Origin of the sequence: Erwinia pyrifoliae DSM 12163 (assembly GCF_000026985.1) — a bacterium.
GTDB classification, from domain to species: Bacteria; Pseudomonadota; Gammaproteobacteria; order Enterobacterales; family Enterobacteriaceae; genus Erwinia; species Erwinia pyrifoliae.
This window is the reverse complement of the sequence record NC_017390.1, coordinates 3,767,286-3,787,983: the sequence shown is the minus strand read 5'-3', so window position 1 is coordinate 3,787,983 and position 20,698 is coordinate 3,767,286. Positions and strand designations below refer to the sequence as shown.

The window sequence follows — 20,698 nt, the reverse complement described above, 5'->3', positions numbered from 1 at the left end:
ATGAGTGATGCAATGTTATCGCTGAAGGACGTCAGCGCGCACTACGGTAAAATCCAGGCGCTACATAACGTTAACCTGCATATCCGTCAGGGCGAAATTGTCACGCTGATAGGCGCTAACGGGGCGGGTAAAACCACCATCCTCGGCACCCTGTGTGGTGAACCGCGCGCCTCGCAGGGGGCGATTACCTTTGATGGTAAGGATATCACCGACTGGCAGACGGCGCGCATTATGCGCGAGGCGATTGCTATTGTCCCGGAGGGCCGCCGCGTCTTTGCCCGCATGACGGTGGAAGAGAACCTGGCGATGGGCGGTTTCTTTGCCGAACGCCAGCAGTATCAGCAGCGTATCCGGCGCGTCTATGAGCTGTTTCCCCGGCTGTATGAGCGCCGTGTCCAGCGTGCCGGAACCATGTCCGGCGGCGAGCAGCAGATGCTGGCGATTGGCCGGGCGCTGATGAGCCAGCCGCGCCTGCTGCTGCTGGATGAGCCATCGCTGGGGCTGGCACCGATCATCATTCAGCAGATTTTTGACACCATCGAACAGTTACGTCAGGAGGGCATGACCATTTTCCTTGTCGAGCAGAATGCTAACCAGGCGCTGAAGCTGGCCGACCGGGGCTACGTGCTGGAAAACGGTCGTGTGGTGCTGGAAGACAGCGGCGCGGCGCTGTTAGCCAATGAAGCGGTAAGAAGCGCCTATTTGGGGGGATGATCGGGCGGGCAGTTTGCGCTGGTGATGTCTGTCAGGGAAGGGGGAAGGGTTTATCTGACCCCCTGACCTGCAGTGTCGCTTTCGTGATTCGGATGATTCAATGAATTTTTTTAAAAGATGGCTGGCTTGGCAGCTACGATACCTTGCCAGCATTGTCATTTGTGCCCTGCTTATTATTGCTTTCGCTGCGTCAGGCGGTATGTTCTGGCCCGACTATGCATGGGGCACTACGGCACTCTTTACGCTGGTAATCATATGGGTTGTTTCTCGCTGGAAATAGCTGGTTTACTGGAAGTACGCCTTATTGCAAAGGAATAACACCTGATGCGTAAGGTAAATCGGTTTAATAAAAAGATTTATGTACTAAATATGGAAGGATCTAAATGAAAAATCAGCTAATTGACCTTTACCAGGACGCTTTGGTTCTTGGTTATAACATGGAATTGGAGAGCTTCGCTAAAGGCATGCTCCCAGCTTTGTATCCTGGAAAGGAGATTAACGAAATAGCCGAGGAAGAACTTGTTGTTTTGATTAAGGCTGTTATCACTGGCCTGACTTCGCAGAATTGTTAGATTTTCTATTCAAAAAAAGCAGCTGTTTAACACGTTATTCGGCTAAAATACCCGAGTCAAGTTACCAGTCTATATGGTACGCGGCTGAAGTTTCCAGGCCTTATCGCCGCACAAAAGAACCGCCTTCCAGGGCGGTTTTTTTGTGTCTGCAACGCGCCGCTTTCAGCGTATCTCCTGTCGTCTCTTTTAGCAGGGAACAAAAGGGCTACGAGCTTTGTAAAGAGAGGCGCTCGTTGCTCTACGAAGTTCTAACCATCGGGCGAAAATACTGAGCCAGGTCAGGACTCACCGTCACCCCCCGTTCATACAAACGTTATGTTTCTTTCATTTCCCCGTGTCATGTTACCTGCAAATGACAGCAATGTGCGTCTTCGCGCCTTAGAACAGCGGGTACAGGAAACCGACAATCCATCTTTATCATTCCGTCACCATGCACTTAGCCTGATACCTGGACTGGCCTTTCAGTACCAGTGCGCTGGCCGCCACCGACATTCCTTTCTGGCACTCAATGGAGGGTGAACTGGGGGTAGAGGTAAATGCGCTGGCGACCCGCTTTAATGAAACGCACCCTGACTACCGCATCGTCCCCACCTGTAAAGGCGTCGCCGAGTTTATGCAGTTCCTCGCCCAGCCGGATAGGGCAGCCGAATGGCACCAGAAAACCGGCTATCTGCCGATCATCACCGCCGCTTACGATCTGGCCAAACGGCAGGGGTTCTGTCAGCAGCATCCGGGCGCGGATATTGCCACCCGCCAGATGTTAAACTAAGATCCGCTCCCTTATACTGAAGGGATCCGCCCGGAGCATATTGAACTACCCTCAAAGCAGGACGGCGGCAGGCTGGTGGTAGAGACGCTGGAAATGCTGGGGGCGGATAACCTCGTCCACGGCCGGCTGGGCGGCATCCCGCTGGTGGTACGCCTGCCGCACTCGCTGCGCCCGCCGATGGGCAGCAACCTGTGGCTGTATCTGCCGCCGCGATCGCTGCACTTTTTTGATGAAAACCAACAACGGATAGAATAATGACTGTGAGCTGGCCATACCCACCGATTGTCGCTCATCGCGGCGGCGGCAAACTGGCACCGGAAAATACGCTGGCCGCCATTGACGTTGGTGCACAGATGGGGCACAGGATGATTGAGTTTGATGCCAGGCTGTCGCAGGACGGTGAAATCTTCCTGCTGCACGATGATACCCTCGATCGTACCAGCAATGGCTGGGGCATAGCGGGGCAACTGCCGTGGAACAAGCTGATACAGCTGGATGCCGGGAGCTGGTTTGGCGAGGCGTTCAGCGAAGAGCGTTTGCCGCTGCTGGCCGGGGTTGCCGCCCGCTGTCGTCAGCACCGGCTGATGGCCAATATCGAAATTAAACCGACCAGCGGCCTGGACAGCGAAACCGGGCGTGCGGTGGCGCTGGCAGCGCGGGTGATGTGGCAGGGGCAGGTGGCTCCGCTGCTGTCATCATTCTCTTTTCAGGCGCTGGAAGCCGCACGCCAGGCAGCACCCGAACTGCCGCGCGGACTGCTGCTGGATCAATGGGAAGAGCACTGGCAGGAGATGACCTCGGCGTTGGACTGTACTTCTATCCATCTTAATCACCGGCTGCTGAATGCAGAACGCGTTTCCCTGTTGAAACGGGCAGGTTTGCGCATTCTGGCGTATACGGTGAACAAGCCCGAGCGCGCGCGTGAGCTGCTGCACTGGGGCGTTGATGCGATCTGCACCGATCGTATTGATGTGATTGGGCCGGACTTTCACTAAGTGGGCGGATCGGAACTGCCGACCCGCCGCTGTCGTTGATTAATTTGCAGGCGTGTTCGGCTGCTGACCAGGCTGCGGGTTCAGCGTACGCTGTGTGGCGCTGTCACGCTGTTCCTGAAGTTTACGCTGCAGATCCTGCTGCTGGCGCTGCTGATCCTGTTGCAGTTTCAGCTTCTCCTGCGATTGCTGGTTCTGCATCTGTTGCTGTAGCCGCTGCGTGCTGGGATTGTAGCCCGGCTGCTGCGAATTATTAGCGTTATTCAACATGTTGGCCATTCCGCTCAGTGGCAGCATGGCGGCAAAAACGATGAGCCATTGCGTTTTCATTTTCACTCCTCCGCGTTACCTGTTGAGTTTAATGCCCCCGTTACTTTCTGGCTCCAGGAGCGCTCTCAATTCGCATTACTGTTCGCTTTTTGTCCTATTTTATGCTTATTTATCAATGGCAAACACATTGTAAATAAATATAAAGGATACAAAATGACGATACAAAGTTCATTAAAGCGCCTTTCAGGGGGGCTGTAAATCAGTCTGCTGGTAAGCCAGGGGCGCTGGCAGCGCCTGCCGCCGCGCCGGTTTCCTATGGCACAGGTACGGACACCTTCCATCCGGTCAGGGCGCAGCACGGCATGGTGGCCTCGGTGGATGCCACCGCCACTGCCGTTGGCGTAAAAATTCTTCAGCAGGGCGGGAACGCGGTTGATGCCGCCGTGGCCGTTGGCTATGCGCTGGCCGTGACCCATCCCCAAGCCGGTAACCTGGGCGGCGGCTTTATGCTGCTGCGCACCGCGTCCGGTCATACCACTTCAATAGATTTTCGTGAGATGGCTCCGGTACGCGCCAGCCGTAATATGTTCCTGGATGCGGCGGGTAACGCCGACAGCAAAAAATCACTGACGTCACCGCTGGCCTCCGGCGTGCCCGGCACCGTGGCCGGGTTTGCCCTGGCGAATAAAGAGTACGGTACGCTGCCGCTCAGCCAGCTGATCAAACCGGCGCTGGATCTGGCGCGTAACGGTATAGTGGTTAATGATTCACTGGCCGACGATCTCAAGGTCTATGGCAAAGAGGTGCTGTTGAATCACGCCAACAGTAAAGCCATCTTCTTCAAGGCCGACGGCACGCCGTATCGTCAGGGCGAAAAGCTGGTGCAGCGCAATCTGGCCCGCAGCCTGGAACTGATTTCCCGCCAGGGGCCGGACGCTTTCTACAAAGGCAAAATTGCCGATGAGATCGCCGGTGAAATGGAACAGCTCGGCGGGCCGATCGCCAAATCCGATCTGGCGAACTATCGGGCGATAGAGCGTAAGCCGGTCGGCGGAACCTATCGCGGTTATCAGGTGTTCTCCATGCCGCCGCCGTCCTCTGGCGGCGTGCATATTGTGCAGATCCTCAATATCCTGGAAAACTTTGACCTGGCCAAAATGGGCTTTGGTAGCGCCGATGCGATGCAGGTAATGGCCGAGGCGGAAAAATACGCCTACGCCGACCGTTCGCAGTACCTCGGTGGACCGGATTTCGTCAAGGTTCCCATGCAGGCGCTGACCAGCAAAGCTTATGCTAAATCGCTGGCACAGCAAATCGACGTGGCCAAAGCGCGCCCTTCCGCCGGGATCAAACCGGGTACGCTGGCTCCGTATGAAAGCGATCAGACCACGCATTTCTCGGTGGTGGATAAAGACAGCAACGCGGTGTGGTGACCTATACGCTGAACACCAATTCCGGCAGCGGCATTGTTGCTGGTAACAGCGGTATTCTGCTGAACAACGAAATGGATGATTTCTCTGCCAAGCCGGGAACGCCGAACGTCTACTGGCATAGGGGCAGTCCAGTATTGCGCGACATAATGTCGCACAATACACTGGCGCTGTTCGCAGTTTATGCGCTGCAATCGCATATATTAAAGCCACCCCTGGAGATAACATCATGGCCATTAGCATTCGCTTAGACGATGATTTCGTTGAGAATGTAAGGATTCATGCTGATGCTGAAAGTCGCAGTGTTCCCAGGCAGATTGAGCACTGGGCAAAAATTGGCAGGATTGCGGAAGATAATCCCGATCTGCCATACAGTTTTATCAGCGAAACCTTGCTGGCTCAAAGTGAAGTCGGCAAAAATAAGGTAACGCGTTATGTTCGAAGGACCACTGGCAAGTGATATCGATGTTTACCAGAGCCGCCGTTTCGAAAAGGCGCTCGATAAACTCCCTTATTCATCGGTTCTTTCCAGTATAAAAGACCGGCTCCTGGACATATGGAACGCGAACTGAAGCTGACACCCGGTAATCCTGAATCGTAGCACGCAACTTAGGTTCGGCTCATTTATGTGGGAATCTCCGTCCTTCAGGCGGGCAGCAGTCAAACATCTCAGCGTCAAAACCGTCGATTTCATGATTATCACTCAACCGGTCGTTTGAGTGACAGCCCTTACAATACTGGTCGCGGAGAAATTCAGGGTTACGGCAAATAACCCCAAAGCCGTTTAAATGACCCAGAAGGTAATGGCTATAACTACGGCCGCGAAGACAGCTGTCGAACTCCATGCAAAAGATGGCCAGAACGTTACCGCGAGCATCCCGAATCCGATAATGAGCAGTACTGGGATCAGGGTGCTGGCAAAGTATCGCAGCTGGCTGCGCAACCATTTTTTAAAGAAATCACTCATTTGATAATTCTCACAATGGCGTCAGCAATGTCGTTGTCTGATGTGGGGAGGGAAAACAGGTGATCGTTTCTTCTGATGACTGGCTCAATAATGAAATAGAGCATTTCCAGTTTTTTCAGAGTACAGCGCGTAGTAATAGGTTTGATTCCGCTGTTTAAGTCTGTTTGCAGCCTCAGCGGCTTCCTGGACGTACCCGTAGTAGCTGACGATGGTTACTGCTGCAGCGCTTACTTTTGCCAGCTTTGTATTTATTCCTACCTTTGTCCCGAAGCTGTAGCTGGCAGCCAGTACGACCGAATACGCCTGCGCCTGGTTTGTCATCGAGCCTGACGCAATTCTGGCACCTTTACCAATCAGCAGCGTTTTAATGCGGCTTATGCGGTCTGCCGTAAGTCCGTGCAATAGCAGATCCACGTATATCCTTAACATTCTGGTGACTACGTATCCCTGTTTTATCAGCTGCACGAGTGCTTCCAGAAAACGTACGTCTTCGTTTTTCTGCCCGGTGCATACATCCTGATAATTGTCGGTAAAACAGGATGTGTAGTAAGCCAGGCGCGTGGCACCAAGCTGTATGCGTTTGGCCTGGTCTACCATTGCGTCTTTCACGCCGCCCATAGCCTTCTCAAGACGCACTGCTAACAGACTGTCAGCTTGCATTCCGGTAATAAGGTCTGAATTACTGATCATGTGGTTATAAGTTTCCTTTGAAAATATCGACACCGTTTTCTAAGTTTCGGATAGCTTCTAAGGTTTGCTGGTTAGGCTGAAGCAAATCCTTTGGCAGCTCCGCATTTACAGCTAAACGGTTCACGACCATACGAATAACGGTCGATAAATCCAGGCCAGGCGCTTTCGCATTGACCATCGCGGCAGCTTTTAAAGCTGGCGATACCCTCGCGCTTACCACAGTATCAATCATAAACACCGCTCTCATTTTTTTTCTTATTTTCGCTAATTTATAGCTATAAATACAGTCCGTAAGGTGTTTTATGCGCCTGGCGCATGGAGGCGACAGCCGTATAAACGCCCGCTCTCCTCGATGTCGCCGACCATTGTGGTCAAAGACGGCAAGACCTGGCTGGTGACCGGCAGCCCTGGCGGGAGCCGTATTATCACCACCGTGTTGCAGCTGGTGGTTAACAGCATCGACTTTGGTATGAACGTAGCTGAAGCCACCAACGCGCCGCGTTTCCACCACCAGTGGCTGCCGGACCAGCTGCGGGTAGAAAAGGGCTTTAGCCCGGATACGCTGAAACTGCTGACGGAAAAGGGTCAGAATGTGAAGGTGATGTCGACGATGGGCAGCAGCCAGAGCATTATGCTGGCACCGGACGGTATGCGTTATGGTGCGTCCGATCCGCGCAGCATTGATGATTTAACCGCAGGATATTAAATCGACAGGTCTTTTATCGATTAGCGGTGGCGGGGAGGATAAATTCCTCCCCGCTATGACCATCATTGGCGGAAACGCGCCATATACAGCGCATCGACCTGCTGGCCGTTGCGCAACGCAAAACGCCGGGCGCGGCCTTCGGTTTCAAAACCGAAATGCTCGTACAGCCCGATTGCCGCCTGATTATCGGCAAATACCGTCAGCTCAACGCGCTCAACCCCCAGCCAGTTATCACACAGGTCGAGAATGGCGCACATCATGGCTTTTGCCACGCCTTTACCGCGATGATTGCTATCAACGCCGAGGCCGAAACTGGCCGTATGGCGGCGGCGCGCCCGGCTGTTTACTATCAGCGTGATCTGACCCACGTCAATACAGGCGACAAGCATCTGCACGCCTTCTGCGACAGAACTGATACGTTCCTGCCACATTTTGAGCGAAGAGTGAGGGAGCTGTAGCGTATCGGCCATGGTGTCCGGCTGGCTGTATAGCTAAAGCAGCGCACCGGCATCTTCGGCAACCACATGTCGAATCACGATCTCACTCATCTCGCTACTCCTCGTTTATTGAAATCCTCTTTAAAATCAGGGTTTTTCCACATCTAAGCAAGAAAAAAATTAATCATAAAACGACTTTACAAATACGAATGATAATGATTATTATTGCTATGCTTTTTCAGCACGGCTCACGGTGCCAGCTGAAAAAGCACGACATTGCTCACATTGCTTCCAATAATTTTAGCCAGCACGGGTGCTGGCTTTTTTTTGCCATTTGGCCGCTCCCCGCCGTATCAAACCTGCTGATGTCCTGCCGCCAGCTACGTCGAATAATTTGAACAGAGAAGACAATTTTCTCCGCTATCATCACAGGTTCTCCAGGTTCAGACTGGGTGAAAACCTTGAGGAGAACGGAATATGATTTACCTACGCAAAGCACAAGATCGCGGGCATGCTAATCATGGCTGGCTGGACAGCTATCACACCTTCTCCTTCGCGGATTACCACGATGCCAGGTTTATGGGCTTTTCGGCGCTGCGGGTGATTAACGAAGATGTGATCGACGCCGGGCAGGGATTTGGTACGCATCCGCATAAGGACATGGAAATCCTCACCTATGTGCTGTCCGGTACCGTTGAGCATCAGGACAGTATGGGGAATAAAGAGCAGATCCCGGCAGGCGAGTTTCAGATTATGAGCGCTGGTAGCGGCGTGCGTCACTCGGAGTACAACGCCAGCAAAACCGTGGCGCTGCATCTGTATCAGATTTGGATTATCCCGGAACGTAGCGGGATTGAGCCGCGTTATGAGCAGCGCCGTTTTGATGATGCTCAGGGTCGCCAGCTGGTGCTCTCGCCGGATGCGCGTGAGGGATCGCTAAAGGTGTACCAGGATATGACGCTGTCGCGCTGGGCGTTGCAGGCGGGCGAGCAGGGCAGTATTGATGTTGCTGACGGTCGCCGCATCTGGATCCAGGTGGTGAAAGGTGAAGTGACCGTCAACGGAGAGCAGGCAAGTACCAGCGATGCCCTGGCAATCTGGGATGAGCAATCGCTGGCGATAACCGCCGGCAGCGCTGCCGAGATCCTGGTGTTTGATCTGCCAGCAGTGTAAATACCGTCATTTCTTATCGGGTGCGCTAAGCCGCACCCCTTTTTTGCTGTTTGCGCCGCCTGGCCGACGGGTGGCCGTACTGCCAGCCCGGCGTCAGAAAAGCAGATCTGTGAGATTGATTCACGGGTTTGCTTCAGGTTAACGTCAACTCCCCGCTTTTTGTTACACTCCGCTTAACACATTCCTGCCAGCTGAAGAAAATGAAGAAAAAAAGACCAGGATTACAGGATGTTGCCGATCGCGTCGGCATCACAAAAATGACCGTTAGCCGTTATCTGCGTAATCCTGAACGGGTCTCTGCCGCGTTGCAGAGCAAGATCGCCGCCGCGCTGGATGCACTGGGTTATATTCCCAATCGCGCCCCGGATATGCTCTCCAACGCCACCAGCCGGGCTATTGGCGTGCTGCTGCCCTCTCTGACCAACCAGGTGTTTGCCGACGTGCTGCGCGGTATTGAAGCCGTAACCGACGCCGCAGGCTACCAGACGCTGCTGGGTCATTTTGGCTACAGCGCTGAAAAAGAAGAGTTACAGCTGCGATCGTTACTGGCATGGAATATTGACGGGCTGATCCTCACCGAACGTAACCACACCGCAGCCAGTCTGCGCATGATCGAAACCGCCGGCATTCCGGTGGTAGAGACGATGGACTGTATCTCACCCTGTCTTGATATGGCGGTGGGGATCGATAACGTAGAGGCGGCGCGGCAGATGACCCAGGCCATCCTGCAAAAAGGCCATCGGCACACGGTGTACCTGGGAGCGCGCCTTGATGAACGTACCTTGCAAAAAGAGCAGGGCTATCGCCTCGCTATGCTGGATGCCGGGCTGGAGCCAAAGAGCGTGATGATGGAAGCGGCGTCGTCGTTTTCCGCAGGGGCGATGCTGTTATGTGAAGCGCAGAAGCGCTATCCGCAAACCGACAGCCTTTTTTGCACCAATGACGATCTGGCGGTAGGCGCGATGTTTGAATGCCAGCGCCAGGGGCTGCGCGTGCCGCAGCAGATGGCCATCGCCGGATTTCACGGCCATGATATTGCTCAGGTGGTGACGCCACGGCTGGCCACGGTGCAAACGCCGCGTGAACGTATTGGCTGTCAGGCGGCCCGGCTGTTGTTGGCACGCATCCGTGGGGAGCACGTCACTCATCAACCGGTGGATGTCGGATTTACCATTTCGCCCGGCGAAAGTATCTGATCAAGGCGCAGCCCGGCCGTGGGGCTGCGGGGCGGAGCGCGTGGTGAAATAACCGTGCTGCGCGTGCGCCTTACCTCTTTGTGCCTCTCTTAGTCTGATTCTGCGTTTTTTTTGACAACCCTCACATTTACCAGTTTTTTCCAATAAGGCTGTTGCCATCACCCCTTCACGCCCTAACAATGTTACCGATAACAATGCGGCTGACATGGCTGCTCATTTCTGCCGGAGCAACAATAATGACGACATTTTCTCCGTCCAATCATGTGTTTGTGCTGATGGGCGTTTCCGGTAGCGGCAAATCCGCCGTTGCCAACGCGGTGGCTTACCGGCTGAAGGCCGCCTTTCTCGACGGTGACTTCCTGCATCCACGCGTCAACATCGAAAAAATGTCCGCTGGCCACCCGCTCGATGACGACGACCGTCGCCCGTGGTTGCAGGCGATCAACGATGCGGCATTTGCCATGCAGCGCACAAACGCAATCTCACTGATAGTCTGTTCGGCACTGAAAAAGAGCTATCGCGATATTCTGCGCAAGGGTAATCCGAACCTCTCCTTCGTTTATCTGAAAGGAGACGCCGATACGATCGAATCGCGACTGCGTGCGCGCAAAGGGCATTTCTTCAAACCCCAGATGCTGGTCACGCAGTTTGCCACGCTGGAGCAGCCGGGTGACGATGAAAACGATGTGCGGGTGGTCGATATTCATCAGCCGCTGGATGCGGTTGTTGCCACAACCCTGAAAACCATTGACGCAGCCATCACACAAATAAGCACAGCGCCATGAGTACGGCAACGCTGGTATTAACCGCAGCGGGTTCGGTGCTGCTGCTGCTGTTTTTGGTGATGAAGGCGCGTATGCACGCTTTCGTGGCGCTGATGTTAGTGTCCATCGGTGCCGGGCTGTTTTCCGGTATGCCGCTGGATAAAATCGCCGAAACCATGCAAAAAGGCATGGGTGGCACCCTCGGTTTTCTGGCTATCGTCGTCGCGCTTGGGGCGATGTTCGGCAAAATCCTGCATGAAACCGGCGCGGTCGATCAAATCGCTATCCGCATGCTGAAAACCTTTGGTGAAAGTCGCGCTCATTATGCGATGGGGATTGCCGGGTTGATTTGCGCCCTGCCGCTGTTTTTTGAGGTGGCTGTGGTGCTGTTGATCAGTATTGCTTTCGCCGTGGCGCGCCGCACCGGCGATAACCTGGTGAAGCTGGTTATCCCGCTGTTTGCCGGGGTTGCCGCCGCCGCTGCGTTCCTGCTGCCCGGCCCGGCACCGATGCTGCTGGCGTCGCAGATGCATGCCGACTTTGGCTGGATGATCCTGCTGGGGCTGTGTGCCGCTATTCCGGGGATGCTGATTGCCGGGCCGCTGTTTGGCCGCTTTATTAGCCAGCACGTCCAGTTTGGCCTGCCTGCAGAAGGAAGCCACCCGGAGTTTGATGAAAGCAAGCTGCCGTCGTTTGGCTTCAGCCTGTCGCTGATCCTGTTTCCGCTGATTCTGGTGGGACTAAAAACCATCGGCGCGCGTTTCACCACGCCGGGCAGCAGCCTGTACCAGTGGCTGGAGTTTATTGGCCATCCGTTTACCGCCATTCTGCTGGCCTGTCTGGTGGCCATTTATGGCCTTGCTTACCGTCAGGGCATGGGCAAAGAGCGCGTGATGCAGATTTGCGGCGCGGCGCTGCAGCCGGCGGGCATTATTCTGCTGGTTATCGGTGCTGGCGGCGTATTTAAGCAGGTGCTGGTGGATTCGGGCGTTGGCCCGGCGCTGGGCAATGCGCTGACCGGGGCCGGTTTACCGGTGGCGCTGGCGTGCTTTGTGCTGGCGGGAGCGGTGCGTATCATCCAGGGTTCGGCCACCGTGGCCTGTCTGACCGCAGTGGGTCTGATTATGCCGGTGATTGAGCCGCTGCACTATTCTGGTGCGCAGATGGCCGCCCTGTCAATCTGCATTGCCGGGGGTTCTGTTATCTTCAGCCACGTCAATGACGCAGGTTTCTGGCTGTTTGGCCGCTTCACCGGCGCTAGCGAAGGGCAGACGCTGAAAACCTGGACGCTGATGGAAACCCTTCTCGGCACCGTGGGGGCAATCATTGGCATGATCGCTTTCGAACTGCTGTCATAAAGTCTGGCGAGCGCTGCTTTATCAGGCAGCGTATCGCCGATTATAAGCAGCGCTGCTAAAAAAAACGGGCTTATCGATTTAATTCACTTGCCACTTTTTCTGCAACTTGTAAGGTTTAAGCCTGATTTTTAACTCTAACAGGTCAGGCGTGACTGGCAGTTCAGGCCGCCTGAAGCAGGTTTAACATGAAAACAGTAGGATTGATTGGCTGGCGCGGCATGGTGGGTTCCGTACTGATGCAGCGCATGAGCGAAGAACGTGATTTTGATGTGATTCGCCCGGTGTTTTTCTCCACCTCCCAGCATGGCCAGGCGGCACCCGCGTTTGGCGGGCAGTCAGCAGGTATTTTGCAGGATGCCAGCGATATTGAAGCGCTGAAAGCGCTGGATATCATTATCACCTGTCAGGGCGGCGATTACACCAGCGACATCTATCCTGAGCTGCGGGCTGCGGGCTGGCAGGGTTACTGGATTGATGCCGCGTCCACTCTGCGCATGGCAGACGACGCGATTATTATCCTCGACCCGGTTAACCACCAGGTGATCCGCGATGGCCTGGAACGCGGGATCAAAACCTTTGTTGGCGGTAACTGCACCGTCAGCCTGATGCTGATGTCTCTGGGCGGCCTGTTTGCCAATAACCTGGTGGAGTGGGTCTCTGTTGCCACCTATCAGGCGGCGTCCGGGGGCGGGGCGCGTCATATGCGCGAACTGCTGACCCAGATGGGGATGCTGCATGACAATGTGGCAAAAGAGCTGCAAAATCCGGCTTCTGCCATCCTCGATATCGAGCGCAAAGTGACCGAGATGGGCCGCAGCGGCGTATTGCCAACCGACAATTTTGGCGTGCCGCTGGCGGGCAGCCTGATCCCGTGGATTGACAAACAGCTGGACAACGGCCAGACGCGCGAAGAGTGGAAGGGCCAGGCCGAAACCAACAAAATTTTGCGCACCAGCCACGCTATCCCGGTTGATGGTTTATGCGTACGCGTGGGTGCGTTACGCTGCCACAGCCAGGCATTTACCCTGAAGCTGAAAAAAGATCTGCCGCTGGCGGAAATCGAACGGCTGCTGGGCGATCATAACCCGTGGGTAAAAGTGGTGCCAAACGATCGTGACATCACCCTGCGTGAGCTGACGCCAGCGGCGGTAACCGGCACGCTGAATACGCCGGTTGGCCGTTTGCGTAAACTGAATATGGGGCCGGAATATCTCTCGGCCTTCACCGTGGGTGACCAGCTGCTATGGGGTGCCGCCGAGCCGCTGCGCCGCATGCTGCGCCTGCTGGTGGATTAATCCTGCTATCTGTTCCCCTGCATCGTGCGGGGGAATTTTCCTGGTATAGATACGTTATTCCTGCTTTCACTTCCTGCCATCACGCCATGTCAACGCGCCATTTTCGTTTCAGCCACAGGGAAAACCGGCTATTTCATCTGCCGTAGCCTCTGCTTCGATCGCCTTAATCTGAAAGAGAGATATTTGTCTCATTTTAGCCTGAATATTGCTATCCGTAGGGCTATGCTTAAAAAGCCATCGTCCCGAATGTTATTTTTTTGTAACGCTAGTTTGTCGCGCGCTGCGGCGGTTTTTCTCACGGAGGTTTACCCGCCCTGTCAGCGTGTTTAAGGCTTAATAAATAACAGCGCATTGGCGATTCCCCGCTATCGGGCATCGCCCGTTGCCTGCCGACCGTCACGGGAAGAATGTCATGTCAGAGCTAGTGGATAGTCGTGTGATTAATGCCGTTGTCTCCGGTCACTTTGCTGACCCCTTTTCCGTTTTGGGGATGCACCAAACCCGCCTCGGTCTGGAAGTGCGCGCCCTGTTGCCTGATGCCAGCGAAGTCTGGGTGATCGATACCCGTACCGGTAATCAATGCGTGCAGCTTGAGTGCCTGGACGCGCGTGGTTTTTTTCAGGCGGTGATACCCAGGCGTAAAAAGCCGTTTCGTTATCAGCTGGCCGTCACCTGGCACGGCCAGCAAAACCTGATCGATGATGCCTGGCGCTTTGGCCCGCTGCTGCCAGAGATGGACAGCTGGCTGCTGGCGGAGGGGACGCATCTGCGTCCCTATGAAACCCTGGGCGCTCATGGGACGATGATTGATGGTGTGGCCGGTACGCGCTTTGCGGTATGGGCACCTAATGCTCAGCGTGTTTCCGTGGTCGGTGAGTTCAACTACTGGGATGGACGCCGCCACCCGATGCGCCTGCGGCGCGAAATGGGGGTCTGGGAGCTGTTTATTCCCGCAGCGCGTGATGGCCAGTTATATAAATTCGAAATTATCGATAATCACGGCCAGCTGCGGCTAAAGGCCGATCCCTATGCGTTTGAAGCGCAGATGCGCCCGCAAAGCGCTTCCATGATCTGCGGTATTCCTGAAAAAACCAGGCTGTCACCGCAGCGCCAACGCGCTAACGGTTTCGATGCACCTATCTCCATCTATGAAGTGCATCTCGGCTCCTGGCGGCGGCATACCGACAATCATTTCTGGCTCAGTTATCAGGAGCTGGCGCAGCAGCTGGTGCCGTACGCCAAAGAGATGGGCTTTACCCATCTGGAACTGATGCCGGTCAATGAGCATCCTTTTGACGGCAGTTGGGGCTATCAGCCTCTGGGCATGTACGCACCTACCCGCCGTTTTGGTACGCGCGATGATTTCCGCGCATTTATTACTGCAGCTCATCAGGCCGGGTTAAACGTCCTGCTTGACTGGGTGCCGGGCCATTTTCCTGCGGATGATTTCGGACTGGCGAAATTTGACGGCAGCGAGCTGTACGAACACGGCGACCCGCGTGAGGGATTCCACCAGGACTGGAATACGCTGATTTACAATTTTGGCCGCCGCGAGGTCAGTAACTATCTGGCGGGCAATGCGCTGTACTGGATCGAACGCTTTGGCATTGATGGCCTGCGCGTGGATGCGGTGGCTTCGATGATCTACCGCGACTACAGCCGTGCCAACGGGGAATGGGTCCCGAATCATTTCGGCGGTCGGGAAAACCTCGAAGCCATCGCCTTTCTGCGTTATACCAACCGCACGCTCGGCCATGCCGCGCCGGGGGCGATTACCATCGCCGAAGAGTCGACGGACTTTAACGGCGTATCGCGCCCGCCGGAAACGGGCGGGCTGGGATTCTGGTTTAAATGGGATCTCGGCTGGATGCACGACACGCTGGACTATATGAAGCTCGACCCGCTCTATCGCCGCCATCATCATAATCTGATGACCTTTGGCATGTTGTACAACAACACCGAAAACTTTGTGCTGCCGCTGTCGCACGATGAAGTGGTTCATGGCAAGGGTTCAATCCTCGACCGCATGCCGGGGGATGACTGGCAGAAATTTGCCAATCTGCGCGCCTACTACGGCTGGATGTTCGGTTTTCCCGGTAAAAAGCTGCTGTTTATGGGCAATGAATTCGCCCAGGGCAAAGAGTGGAACCATGACACCAGCCTGGACTGGCATTTACTGGAAGGGAAAGACGGCTGGCATCACGGTGTACAACGCCTGGTGCGCGACCTCAATCACACCTACCGTGCACATCCACCGTTGTATCAGCAGGATTTTGACCCGGCGGGATTTGAATGGCTGGTGGTGGATGATGTCGATAATTCGGTATTTGTCTTTGTGCGCCGCGATTGCGACGGTAATGAACTGATTGTTGCCAGTAACTTCACGCCGGTACCGCGCCACGGCTATCGCTTTGGCGTGTCACAGGCAGGGCGCTGGCGCGAAGTGCTGAATACCGACTCCGGCCATTATCACGGCAGCAACATGGGCAATCTCGGTGCGGTCAGTACCGATGACTGGGGCAGCCATAACCGCAGCCACTCCCTGAGCCTGACGCTGCCGCCGCTGGCAACGCTATGGCTGGTGCGGGAGGCACAATGATGCCGATACGGGATGGAGAACCCACGCCGCGTGGTGCCAGCTATGATGGCAAAGGGGTTAACTTCAGCCTGTTTTCGCAGCATGCCGGGCGGGTCGAGCTGTGCCTGTTTGATGACGATGACGTTGAGACGCGCCTCGATCTGCCAGCGCGTAGCGGCGATACCTGGCACGGGTATCTGCCTGCCGTTCGTCCCGGTCAGCGTTATGGCTATCGGGTGCACGGCCCGTGGCAGCCACAGCAAGGGCTGCGTTTCAACCCGGCGAAGCTGCTGCTGGACCCCTGCGCACGCGGGATCGAAGGCGATGTCAGCGATAACCCCTGTTTTCAATGCGGAGAGGAACAGCCGGACACGCTGGACAGCGGCCCGATGGCACCGAAAAGCGTGGTGCTGGCAGATGATTTCGACTGGGAAGGCGATAGCTGCCCGCGTACGCCCTGGGGCAGTACGGTGATTTATGAAGCCCATGTGCGCGGTCTGACCCAGCTGCATTCCGCCATTCCGGCCGAGATGCGCGGCACCTATGCCGCGCTCGGCCACCCGGTGATGATTGACTATTTCCAACGTCTGGGCATCACCAGCCTGCAGCTGCTGCCGGTAGCCAGTTTTGCCAGCGAACCCCGGCTGCTGCGGCTGGGGCTGAGTAATTACTGGGGCTATAACCCGCTGGCCTGTTATGCGCTGGAATCTCGCTATGCCTGTGGCCAGAACCCACGCGAAGAGTTTCAGCAGGCGGTCAAAACGCTGCACCAGGCGGGGATCGAAGTGATCCTCGATGTGGTGTTTAACCACAGCGCCGAGCTGGATGAGAGCGGCCCCACGCTGTCGATGCGCGGTATCGATAACCCGAGCTACTACTGGCTGGACGAGCAGGGCAACTATGCCAACTGGACCGGCTGCGGCAATACGCAAAATCTTAGTCACCCTGAATTGGTGGCATCAACCATCGACTGCCTGCACTACTGGGTGGAAGAGTGCCATATAGATGGGTTTCGTTTCGACCTGGCGACCACCCTGGGGCGCACGCCGGAATACCGGCGCGATGCGCCGCTGTTCCGGGCGATAGCCGCCGATCCGCTATTGTCACAATGCAAGATCATCGCCGAGCCGTGGGATATCGGGCCGTGCGGTTATCAGGTGGGAAACTTCCCGCTGCCGTTTGCCGAATGGAACGACCACTTCCGCGACACGGCCCGGCGCTACTGGCTGCATGGCGATCTCTCAAACGGCGATTTCGCCCGGCGCTTTGCGGCTTCCAGCGATCTGTTCCAACGCGAGGGGCGTTTGCCTTCCCGCAGCCTCAACTACATTACCGGCCATGACGGCTTCACCCTGCGCGATGTGGTCAGCTTTGAACATAAACACAACGAGGCTAACGGCGAGGATAACCGTGACGGCAGCAATAACAATTTCAGCTACAACCACGGCGTGGAAGGGCTGCATGCGCCGTTACTGGTGACGGAACACCGCCGGCGTAGCGTGCATGCGCTGTTAACCACTCTGCTGCTGGCCCAGGGTACGCCGATGTTGCTGGCCGGCGATGAACATGGTCACAGCCAGCACGGCAACAACAACGCTTATTGTCAGGACAATCTGCTGACGTGGCTTGACTGGAAGCACGGCGATCGCGGGTTGTTCTCTTTCACCGCTGCGTTAATTCATCTGCGCCGCCGTATTCCCGCGCTGCAGCAGGACTGCTGGTGGCAGGAAGGAGATGGCAACGTGGAATGGCTGAACGGTCAGGGGCGGCCGTTGAACAGGCTTGAGTGGGAACAGGGCGTGCACCGTATGCAAATCAGGATTTCAAAACAATGGCTTATCACGCTTAACGCCACCGAAGAAGTGTGCGATCTGGTGTTACCTCCTGGGCAATGGCATGCCATTCCGCCCTTTGCCGGGGAAGATAACCCAATCCTGTTAACCGTCTGGCATGGAGCCGCTCAGGGAGTGTGCGTGTTCCAGGAAAAAATATAACTGGAGTCAGACATGGTGAAATTAGAGAAGCACGACCCTGTGATGCTGGCAAGACAATTGCCAACACACACTGTAGCCCTGATCCTCGCGGGTGGACGCGGTACGCGTCTGAAGGACCTGACCGCCAAACGCGCAAAACCGGCGGTCCATTTCGGCGGAAAATACCGCATCATCGATTTTGCGCTCTCTAACTGCCTTAACTCGGGTATCCGGCGTATTGCGGTCTGTACCCAGTACCAGTCGCATACGCTGGTGCAGCATATCCAGCGCGGCTGGTCGTTTCTTAACGAAGAGATGAACGAGTTTGTCGACCTGCTCCCCGCGCAGCAGCGTCTGGCGACCGACCACTGGTATCGCGGTACGGCCGATGCGGTGACGCAGAATCTGGACATCATCCGCCGCTATCGTGCGAAGTACATCGTTATTCTTGCCGGTGACCACATCTACAAGATGGACTACGCGCGCATGCTGATCGACCACGTTGAACACGGCGCACGCTGCACCATTGCCTGCCTGCCGGTGCCGCTGGAGGAAGCCAGCGCCTTTGGCGTAATGAAGGTCGATGACGATAACAGGGTGGTGGAATTTCTGGAGAAACCAGACAACCCGCCATCGATGCCCGGTGATGCCAGTCGTGCGTTAGCCAGTATGGGCGTCTATGTGTTTGATGCTGAATATCTCTTCGATCTGCTGGAGCATGACCAGCAGCTGCCGCAGTCGACGCACGATTTTGGTCAGGATCTGCTGCCAAAAATCGTCGCCAGCGGTGAGGCACTGGCGCATTCATTCAGCCTTTCCTGTGTACATCAGGATGAGACTGCCGAACCTTACTGGCGCGACGTCGGCACGCTGGAGGCTTACTGGAAAGCCAATCTTGACCTGGCCTCGGTGACGCCGGAACTGGATATGTATGACGCTGACTGGCCGATCCACACGCATATGGAACCGCTGCCGCCCGCTAAGTTTGTCCAGGATCGCTCCGGCAGCCACGGGATGACGATGAATTCACTGGTGTCAGGCGGCTGCATCATTTCGGGTTCAGTGGTGGTGAACTCGGTGCTGTTCTCGCGGGTGCGGATTAACTCCTTCTGCAATATTGAGTCGTCGGTACTGCTGCCGGATGTGGTAGTGGGGCGTTCCTGCCGTCTGCGTCGCTGTGTGATTGACCGCGCCTGCGTGCTGCCTGAGGGAACGGTGATTGGTGAAAATCCGGACGATGATGCCCGGCGTTTCCATCGATCGGAAGAGGGGATTGTGCTGGTCACAACCACCATGCTGGCAAAGCTGGGCTGGCGTTAACCGGAAGGGCATGACCTGGGTACAAGGTCAGGTTCGGCACATTACAGGAGCCAATAATGCAGGTGTTACATGTCTGTTCAGAACTTTTCCCGCTGCTGAAAACCGGCGGGCTTGCTGATGTTGTTGGGGCATTACCTGCGGCGCAAATAGCGGCGGGAGACGATACGCGGGTGTTACTGCCGGCATTCCCGGATTTGAAAAAAGGCATCACGCAAACTCAGGTGGTGGCGAAGCTGCAAACGTTTGCAGGCTATGTCGAGCTACATTTTGGTCACTTTAACGGCGTGGGTATTTATTTGATTGACGCACCGGGGCTGTTCGATCGACCCGGCAGCCCCTATCACGATGAATCACAATATGCTTATAGCGACAACTATCTGCGCTTTGCGCTGCTGGGATGGATGAGCTGTGAGCTGGCCTGTGGGCTGGATCACTGGTGGCGACCGGACGTGGTGCACGCGCATGACTGGCATGCGGGGCTGGCCTGTGCCTATCTTGCGGCACGCGGCCGGCCGGCCAAATCGGTGTTCACCGTACACAACCTGGCCTATCAGGGCCTGTTTAACGCCCGCCATATGGAGCAAATCCAGCTGCCAAACGCCTTTTTCAGTGTGTTTGGCCTGGAATTCCACGGCCAGATTTCCTATCTCAAGGCCGGGCTATTTTATGCCGATCATGTGACTGCGGTCAGCCCGACCTATGCCCGGGAAATCACCCAGCCAGAGTTTGGCTACGGCATGGAAGGGCTGCTGAAACAGCGCATGCTGGAGGGCCGGCTCAGCGGCATTCTCAACGGCGTCGACCCGGCAATCTGGAACCCGGCGCACGACCTGCTGCTATCGGCGCGCTATAACCGCGATGTGCTGGATGCCAAGCTGGAAAACAAGCGGCAGTTACAAATTGCGATGGGGTTGAAGATTGACGAAAAAGCGCCGATCTTCGCGGTAGTCAGCCGCTTAACCAAACAGAAAGGACTTGACCTGGTGCTGGAGGCGCTGCCCGGCCTGCTGGAACAGGGCGGCCAGCTGGTGGTACTGGGCGCGGGTGACGCGGAGCTACAGCAGGGATTTCTGGCCACAGCGGCGGAAAATCCGGGTCAGGTCGGGGTGCAGATTGGCTATCACGAAGCGTTCTCGCACCGCATTATGGGCGGTGCCGACGTCATTCTGGTGCCCAGCCGCTTCGAACCTTGCGGACTGACGCAGCTGTATGCCCTGAAGTACGGCACGCTGCCGCTGGTGCGGCGCACCGGGGGGCTGGCCGACACGGTTAACGACTGTTCACTGGAAAACCTGGCCGATGGGATCGCCAGTGGTTTTTCCTTCGAGGACAGCAATGCCTGGTCGTTACTGCGTGCTATCCGGCGTTCTTTCGTTCTCTGGTCCCGTCCCTCGCTATGGCGCTATGTTCAGCGCCAGGCAATGGGGATGGATTTTAGCTGGCAGGTGGCAGCGGTAGCCTACCGCGATCTCTATCAACGCTTGTTTTAAACAA

General features: G+C 55.9%; 17 protein-coding genes and 5 pseudogenes. 17 read left to right on the top strand and 5 right to left on the bottom strand.

From position 1 onward, the window contains the following. The 5 genes and pseudogenes from livF to ugpQ all read left to right on the top strand — a co-directional run bounded on the left by livF (position 1) and on the right by ugpQ (position 3,050). A complete protein-coding gene (livF, locus tag EPYR_RS17320) occupies positions 1 to 714 on the top strand; it encodes a high-affinity branched-chain amino acid ABC transporter ATP-binding protein LivF (RefSeq protein WP_014539750.1) in 714 nt (237 codons plus the stop codon). Positions 715 to 1,097: 383 nt separating this feature from the next. Next, positions 1,098 to 1,286 carry a hypothetical protein gene (locus EPYR_RS17315; RefSeq protein WP_041474065.1) on the top strand — a complete coding sequence of 63 codons (189 nt, stop codon included), beginning with the start codon at positions 1,098 to 1,100 and terminating at the stop codon, positions 1,284 to 1,286. 589 nt (positions 1,287 to 1,875) lie between these two features. Continuing rightward, positions 1,876 to 2,052, top strand: a pseudogene (locus EPYR_RS21245) (sn-glycerol-3-phosphate ABC transporter substrate-binding protein UgpB); the annotation flags it as partial. Between the two features lie 12 nt (positions 2,053 to 2,064). Continuing rightward, positions 2,065 to 2,310, top strand: a pseudogene (locus tag EPYR_RS17305) (TOBE domain-containing protein); the annotation flags it as partial. Continuing rightward, positions 2,310 to 3,050 carry a glycerophosphodiester phosphodiesterase gene (gene ugpQ / locus EPYR_RS17300; RefSeq protein ID WP_014539747.1) on the top strand — a complete coding sequence of 247 codons (741 nt, stop codon included), beginning with the start codon at positions 2,310 to 2,312 and terminating at the stop codon, positions 3,048 to 3,050. The pseudogene EPYR_RS17305 and the gene ugpQ, both read left to right, overlap by 1 nt. 39 nt (positions 3,051 to 3,089) lie before the next feature. Here the strand turns inward: ugpQ and EPYR_RS17295 are convergent, their stop codons facing one another. Beyond that, positions 3,090 to 3,377 carry a DUF2756 domain-containing protein gene (locus EPYR_RS17295; protein WP_014539746.1) on the bottom strand — a complete coding sequence of 96 codons (288 nt, stop codon included), beginning with the start codon at positions 3,375 to 3,377 and terminating at the stop codon, positions 3,090 to 3,092. A 218-nt stretch (positions 3,378 to 3,595) separates the two neighbouring features. On the opposite strand from EPYR_RS17295, the pseudogene ggt reads away from it, so the two are divergent. Both ggt and EPYR_RS17280 read left to right on the top strand, forming a co-directional pair. Next, positions 3,596 to 4,863: pseudogene (gene ggt, locus EPYR_RS17290) on the top strand (gamma-glutamyltransferase); the annotation flags it as partial. Between the two features lie 113 nt (positions 4,864 to 4,976). Continuing rightward, a complete protein-coding gene (locus EPYR_RS17280; protein ID WP_014539743.1) occupies positions 4,977 to 5,207 on the top strand; it encodes a ParD-like family protein in 231 nt (76 codons plus the stop codon). A gap of 324 nt (positions 5,208 to 5,531) precedes the next feature. Here EPYR_RS17280 and EPYR_RS19740 read toward each other — a convergent pair whose 3' ends face one another. The 3 genes from EPYR_RS19740 to EPYR_RS17265 all read right to left on the bottom strand — a co-directional run bounded on the left by EPYR_RS19740 (position 5,532) and on the right by EPYR_RS17265 (position 6,582). Further along, positions 5,532 to 5,714, bottom strand: a complete 183-nt coding sequence (locus tag EPYR_RS19740) for a hypothetical protein (protein ID WP_071819202.1) — start codon at positions 5,712 to 5,714, stop codon at positions 5,532 to 5,534. 84 nt (positions 5,715 to 5,798) lie between these two features. Next, positions 5,799 to 6,404, bottom strand: coding sequence for a hypothetical protein (locus EPYR_RS17270; protein WP_015899131.1), 606 nt, complete (start codon positions 6,402 to 6,404; stop codon positions 5,799 to 5,801). Between the two features lie 4 nt (positions 6,405 to 6,408). Next, positions 6,409 to 6,582, bottom strand: a complete 174-nt coding sequence (locus EPYR_RS17265) for a type II toxin-antitoxin system RelB/DinJ family antitoxin (protein WP_015899130.1) — start codon at positions 6,580 to 6,582, stop codon at positions 6,409 to 6,411. 147 nt (positions 6,583 to 6,729) lie between these two features. On the opposite strand from EPYR_RS17265, the pseudogene EPYR_RS17260 reads away from it, so the two are divergent. Then, positions 6,730 to 7,110, top strand: a pseudogene (locus EPYR_RS17260) (gamma-glutamyltransferase); the annotation flags it as partial. Positions 7,111 to 7,172: 62 nt separating this feature from the next. On the opposite strand, the pseudogene EPYR_RS17255 reads toward EPYR_RS17260, so the two are convergent. After that, a pseudogene (locus tag EPYR_RS17255) lies at positions 7,173 to 7,658 on the bottom strand (GNAT family N-acetyltransferase). A gap of 366 nt (positions 7,659 to 8,024) precedes the next feature. On the opposite strand from EPYR_RS17255, the gene EPYR_RS17245 reads away from it, so the two are divergent. The 9 genes from EPYR_RS17245 to glgA all read left to right on the top strand — a co-directional run bounded on the left by EPYR_RS17245 (position 8,025) and on the right by glgA (position 20,694). Beyond that, entirely contained in the window at positions 8,025 to 8,720 is a 696-nt protein-coding gene (locus EPYR_RS17245; RefSeq protein WP_014539738.1) for a pirin family protein, read from the top strand. Positions 8,721 to 8,920: 200 nt separating this feature from the next. Then, positions 8,921 to 9,916: a gluconate operon transcriptional repressor GntR gene (gntR, locus tag EPYR_RS17240; RefSeq protein WP_015899128.1), complete on the top strand. Its 996-nt coding sequence runs from the start codon at positions 8,921 to 8,923 to the stop codon at positions 9,914 to 9,916. Positions 9,917 to 10,152: 236 nt separating this feature from the next. Continuing rightward, the gene (gene gntK / locus EPYR_RS17235) at positions 10,153 to 10,701 is read left to right on the top strand and encodes a gluconokinase (RefSeq protein ID WP_015899127.1); all 549 of its coding nucleotides are present in this window, start codon (positions 10,153 to 10,155) and stop codon (positions 10,699 to 10,701) included. Continuing rightward, on the top strand, positions 10,698 to 12,038 hold the full coding sequence (gntU, locus tag EPYR_RS17230; RefSeq protein WP_014539735.1) for a gluconate transporter: 1,341 nt from the start codon (positions 10,698 to 10,700) through the stop codon (positions 12,036 to 12,038). Before gntK ends, gntU begins: the two co-directional genes overlap by 4 nt. A gap of 185 nt (positions 12,039 to 12,223) precedes the next feature. Then, on the top strand, positions 12,224 to 13,333 hold the full coding sequence (asd, locus tag EPYR_RS17225) for an aspartate-semialdehyde dehydrogenase (protein ID WP_014539734.1): 1,110 nt from the start codon (positions 12,224 to 12,226) through the stop codon (positions 13,331 to 13,333). A gap of 412 nt (positions 13,334 to 13,745) precedes the next feature. Beyond that, on the top strand, positions 13,746 to 15,932 hold the full coding sequence (gene glgB / locus EPYR_RS17220; protein WP_015899125.1) for a 1,4-alpha-glucan branching enzyme: 2,187 nt from the start codon (positions 13,746 to 13,748) through the stop codon (positions 15,930 to 15,932). Beyond that, positions 15,929 to 17,905 (top strand): glycogen debranching protein GlgX, encoded by a 1,977-nt coding sequence (gene glgX, locus EPYR_RS20475; RefSeq protein ID WP_041474063.1) that lies wholly within the window; start codon positions 15,929 to 15,931, stop codon positions 17,903 to 17,905. Before glgB ends, glgX begins: the two co-directional genes overlap by 4 nt. Positions 17,906 to 17,917: 12 nt before the next feature. Next, positions 17,918 to 19,204, top strand: a complete 1,287-nt coding sequence (gene glgC / locus EPYR_RS20470) for a glucose-1-phosphate adenylyltransferase (protein WP_014539731.1) — start codon at positions 17,918 to 17,920, stop codon at positions 19,202 to 19,204. A gap of 56 nt (positions 19,205 to 19,260) precedes the next feature. Continuing rightward, positions 19,261 to 20,694 carry a glycogen synthase GlgA gene (glgA, locus tag EPYR_RS17205; protein ID WP_014539730.1) on the top strand — a complete coding sequence of 478 codons (1,434 nt, stop codon included), beginning with the start codon at positions 19,261 to 19,263 and terminating at the stop codon, positions 20,692 to 20,694. Positions 20,695 to 20,698 lie beyond the last annotated feature (4 nt).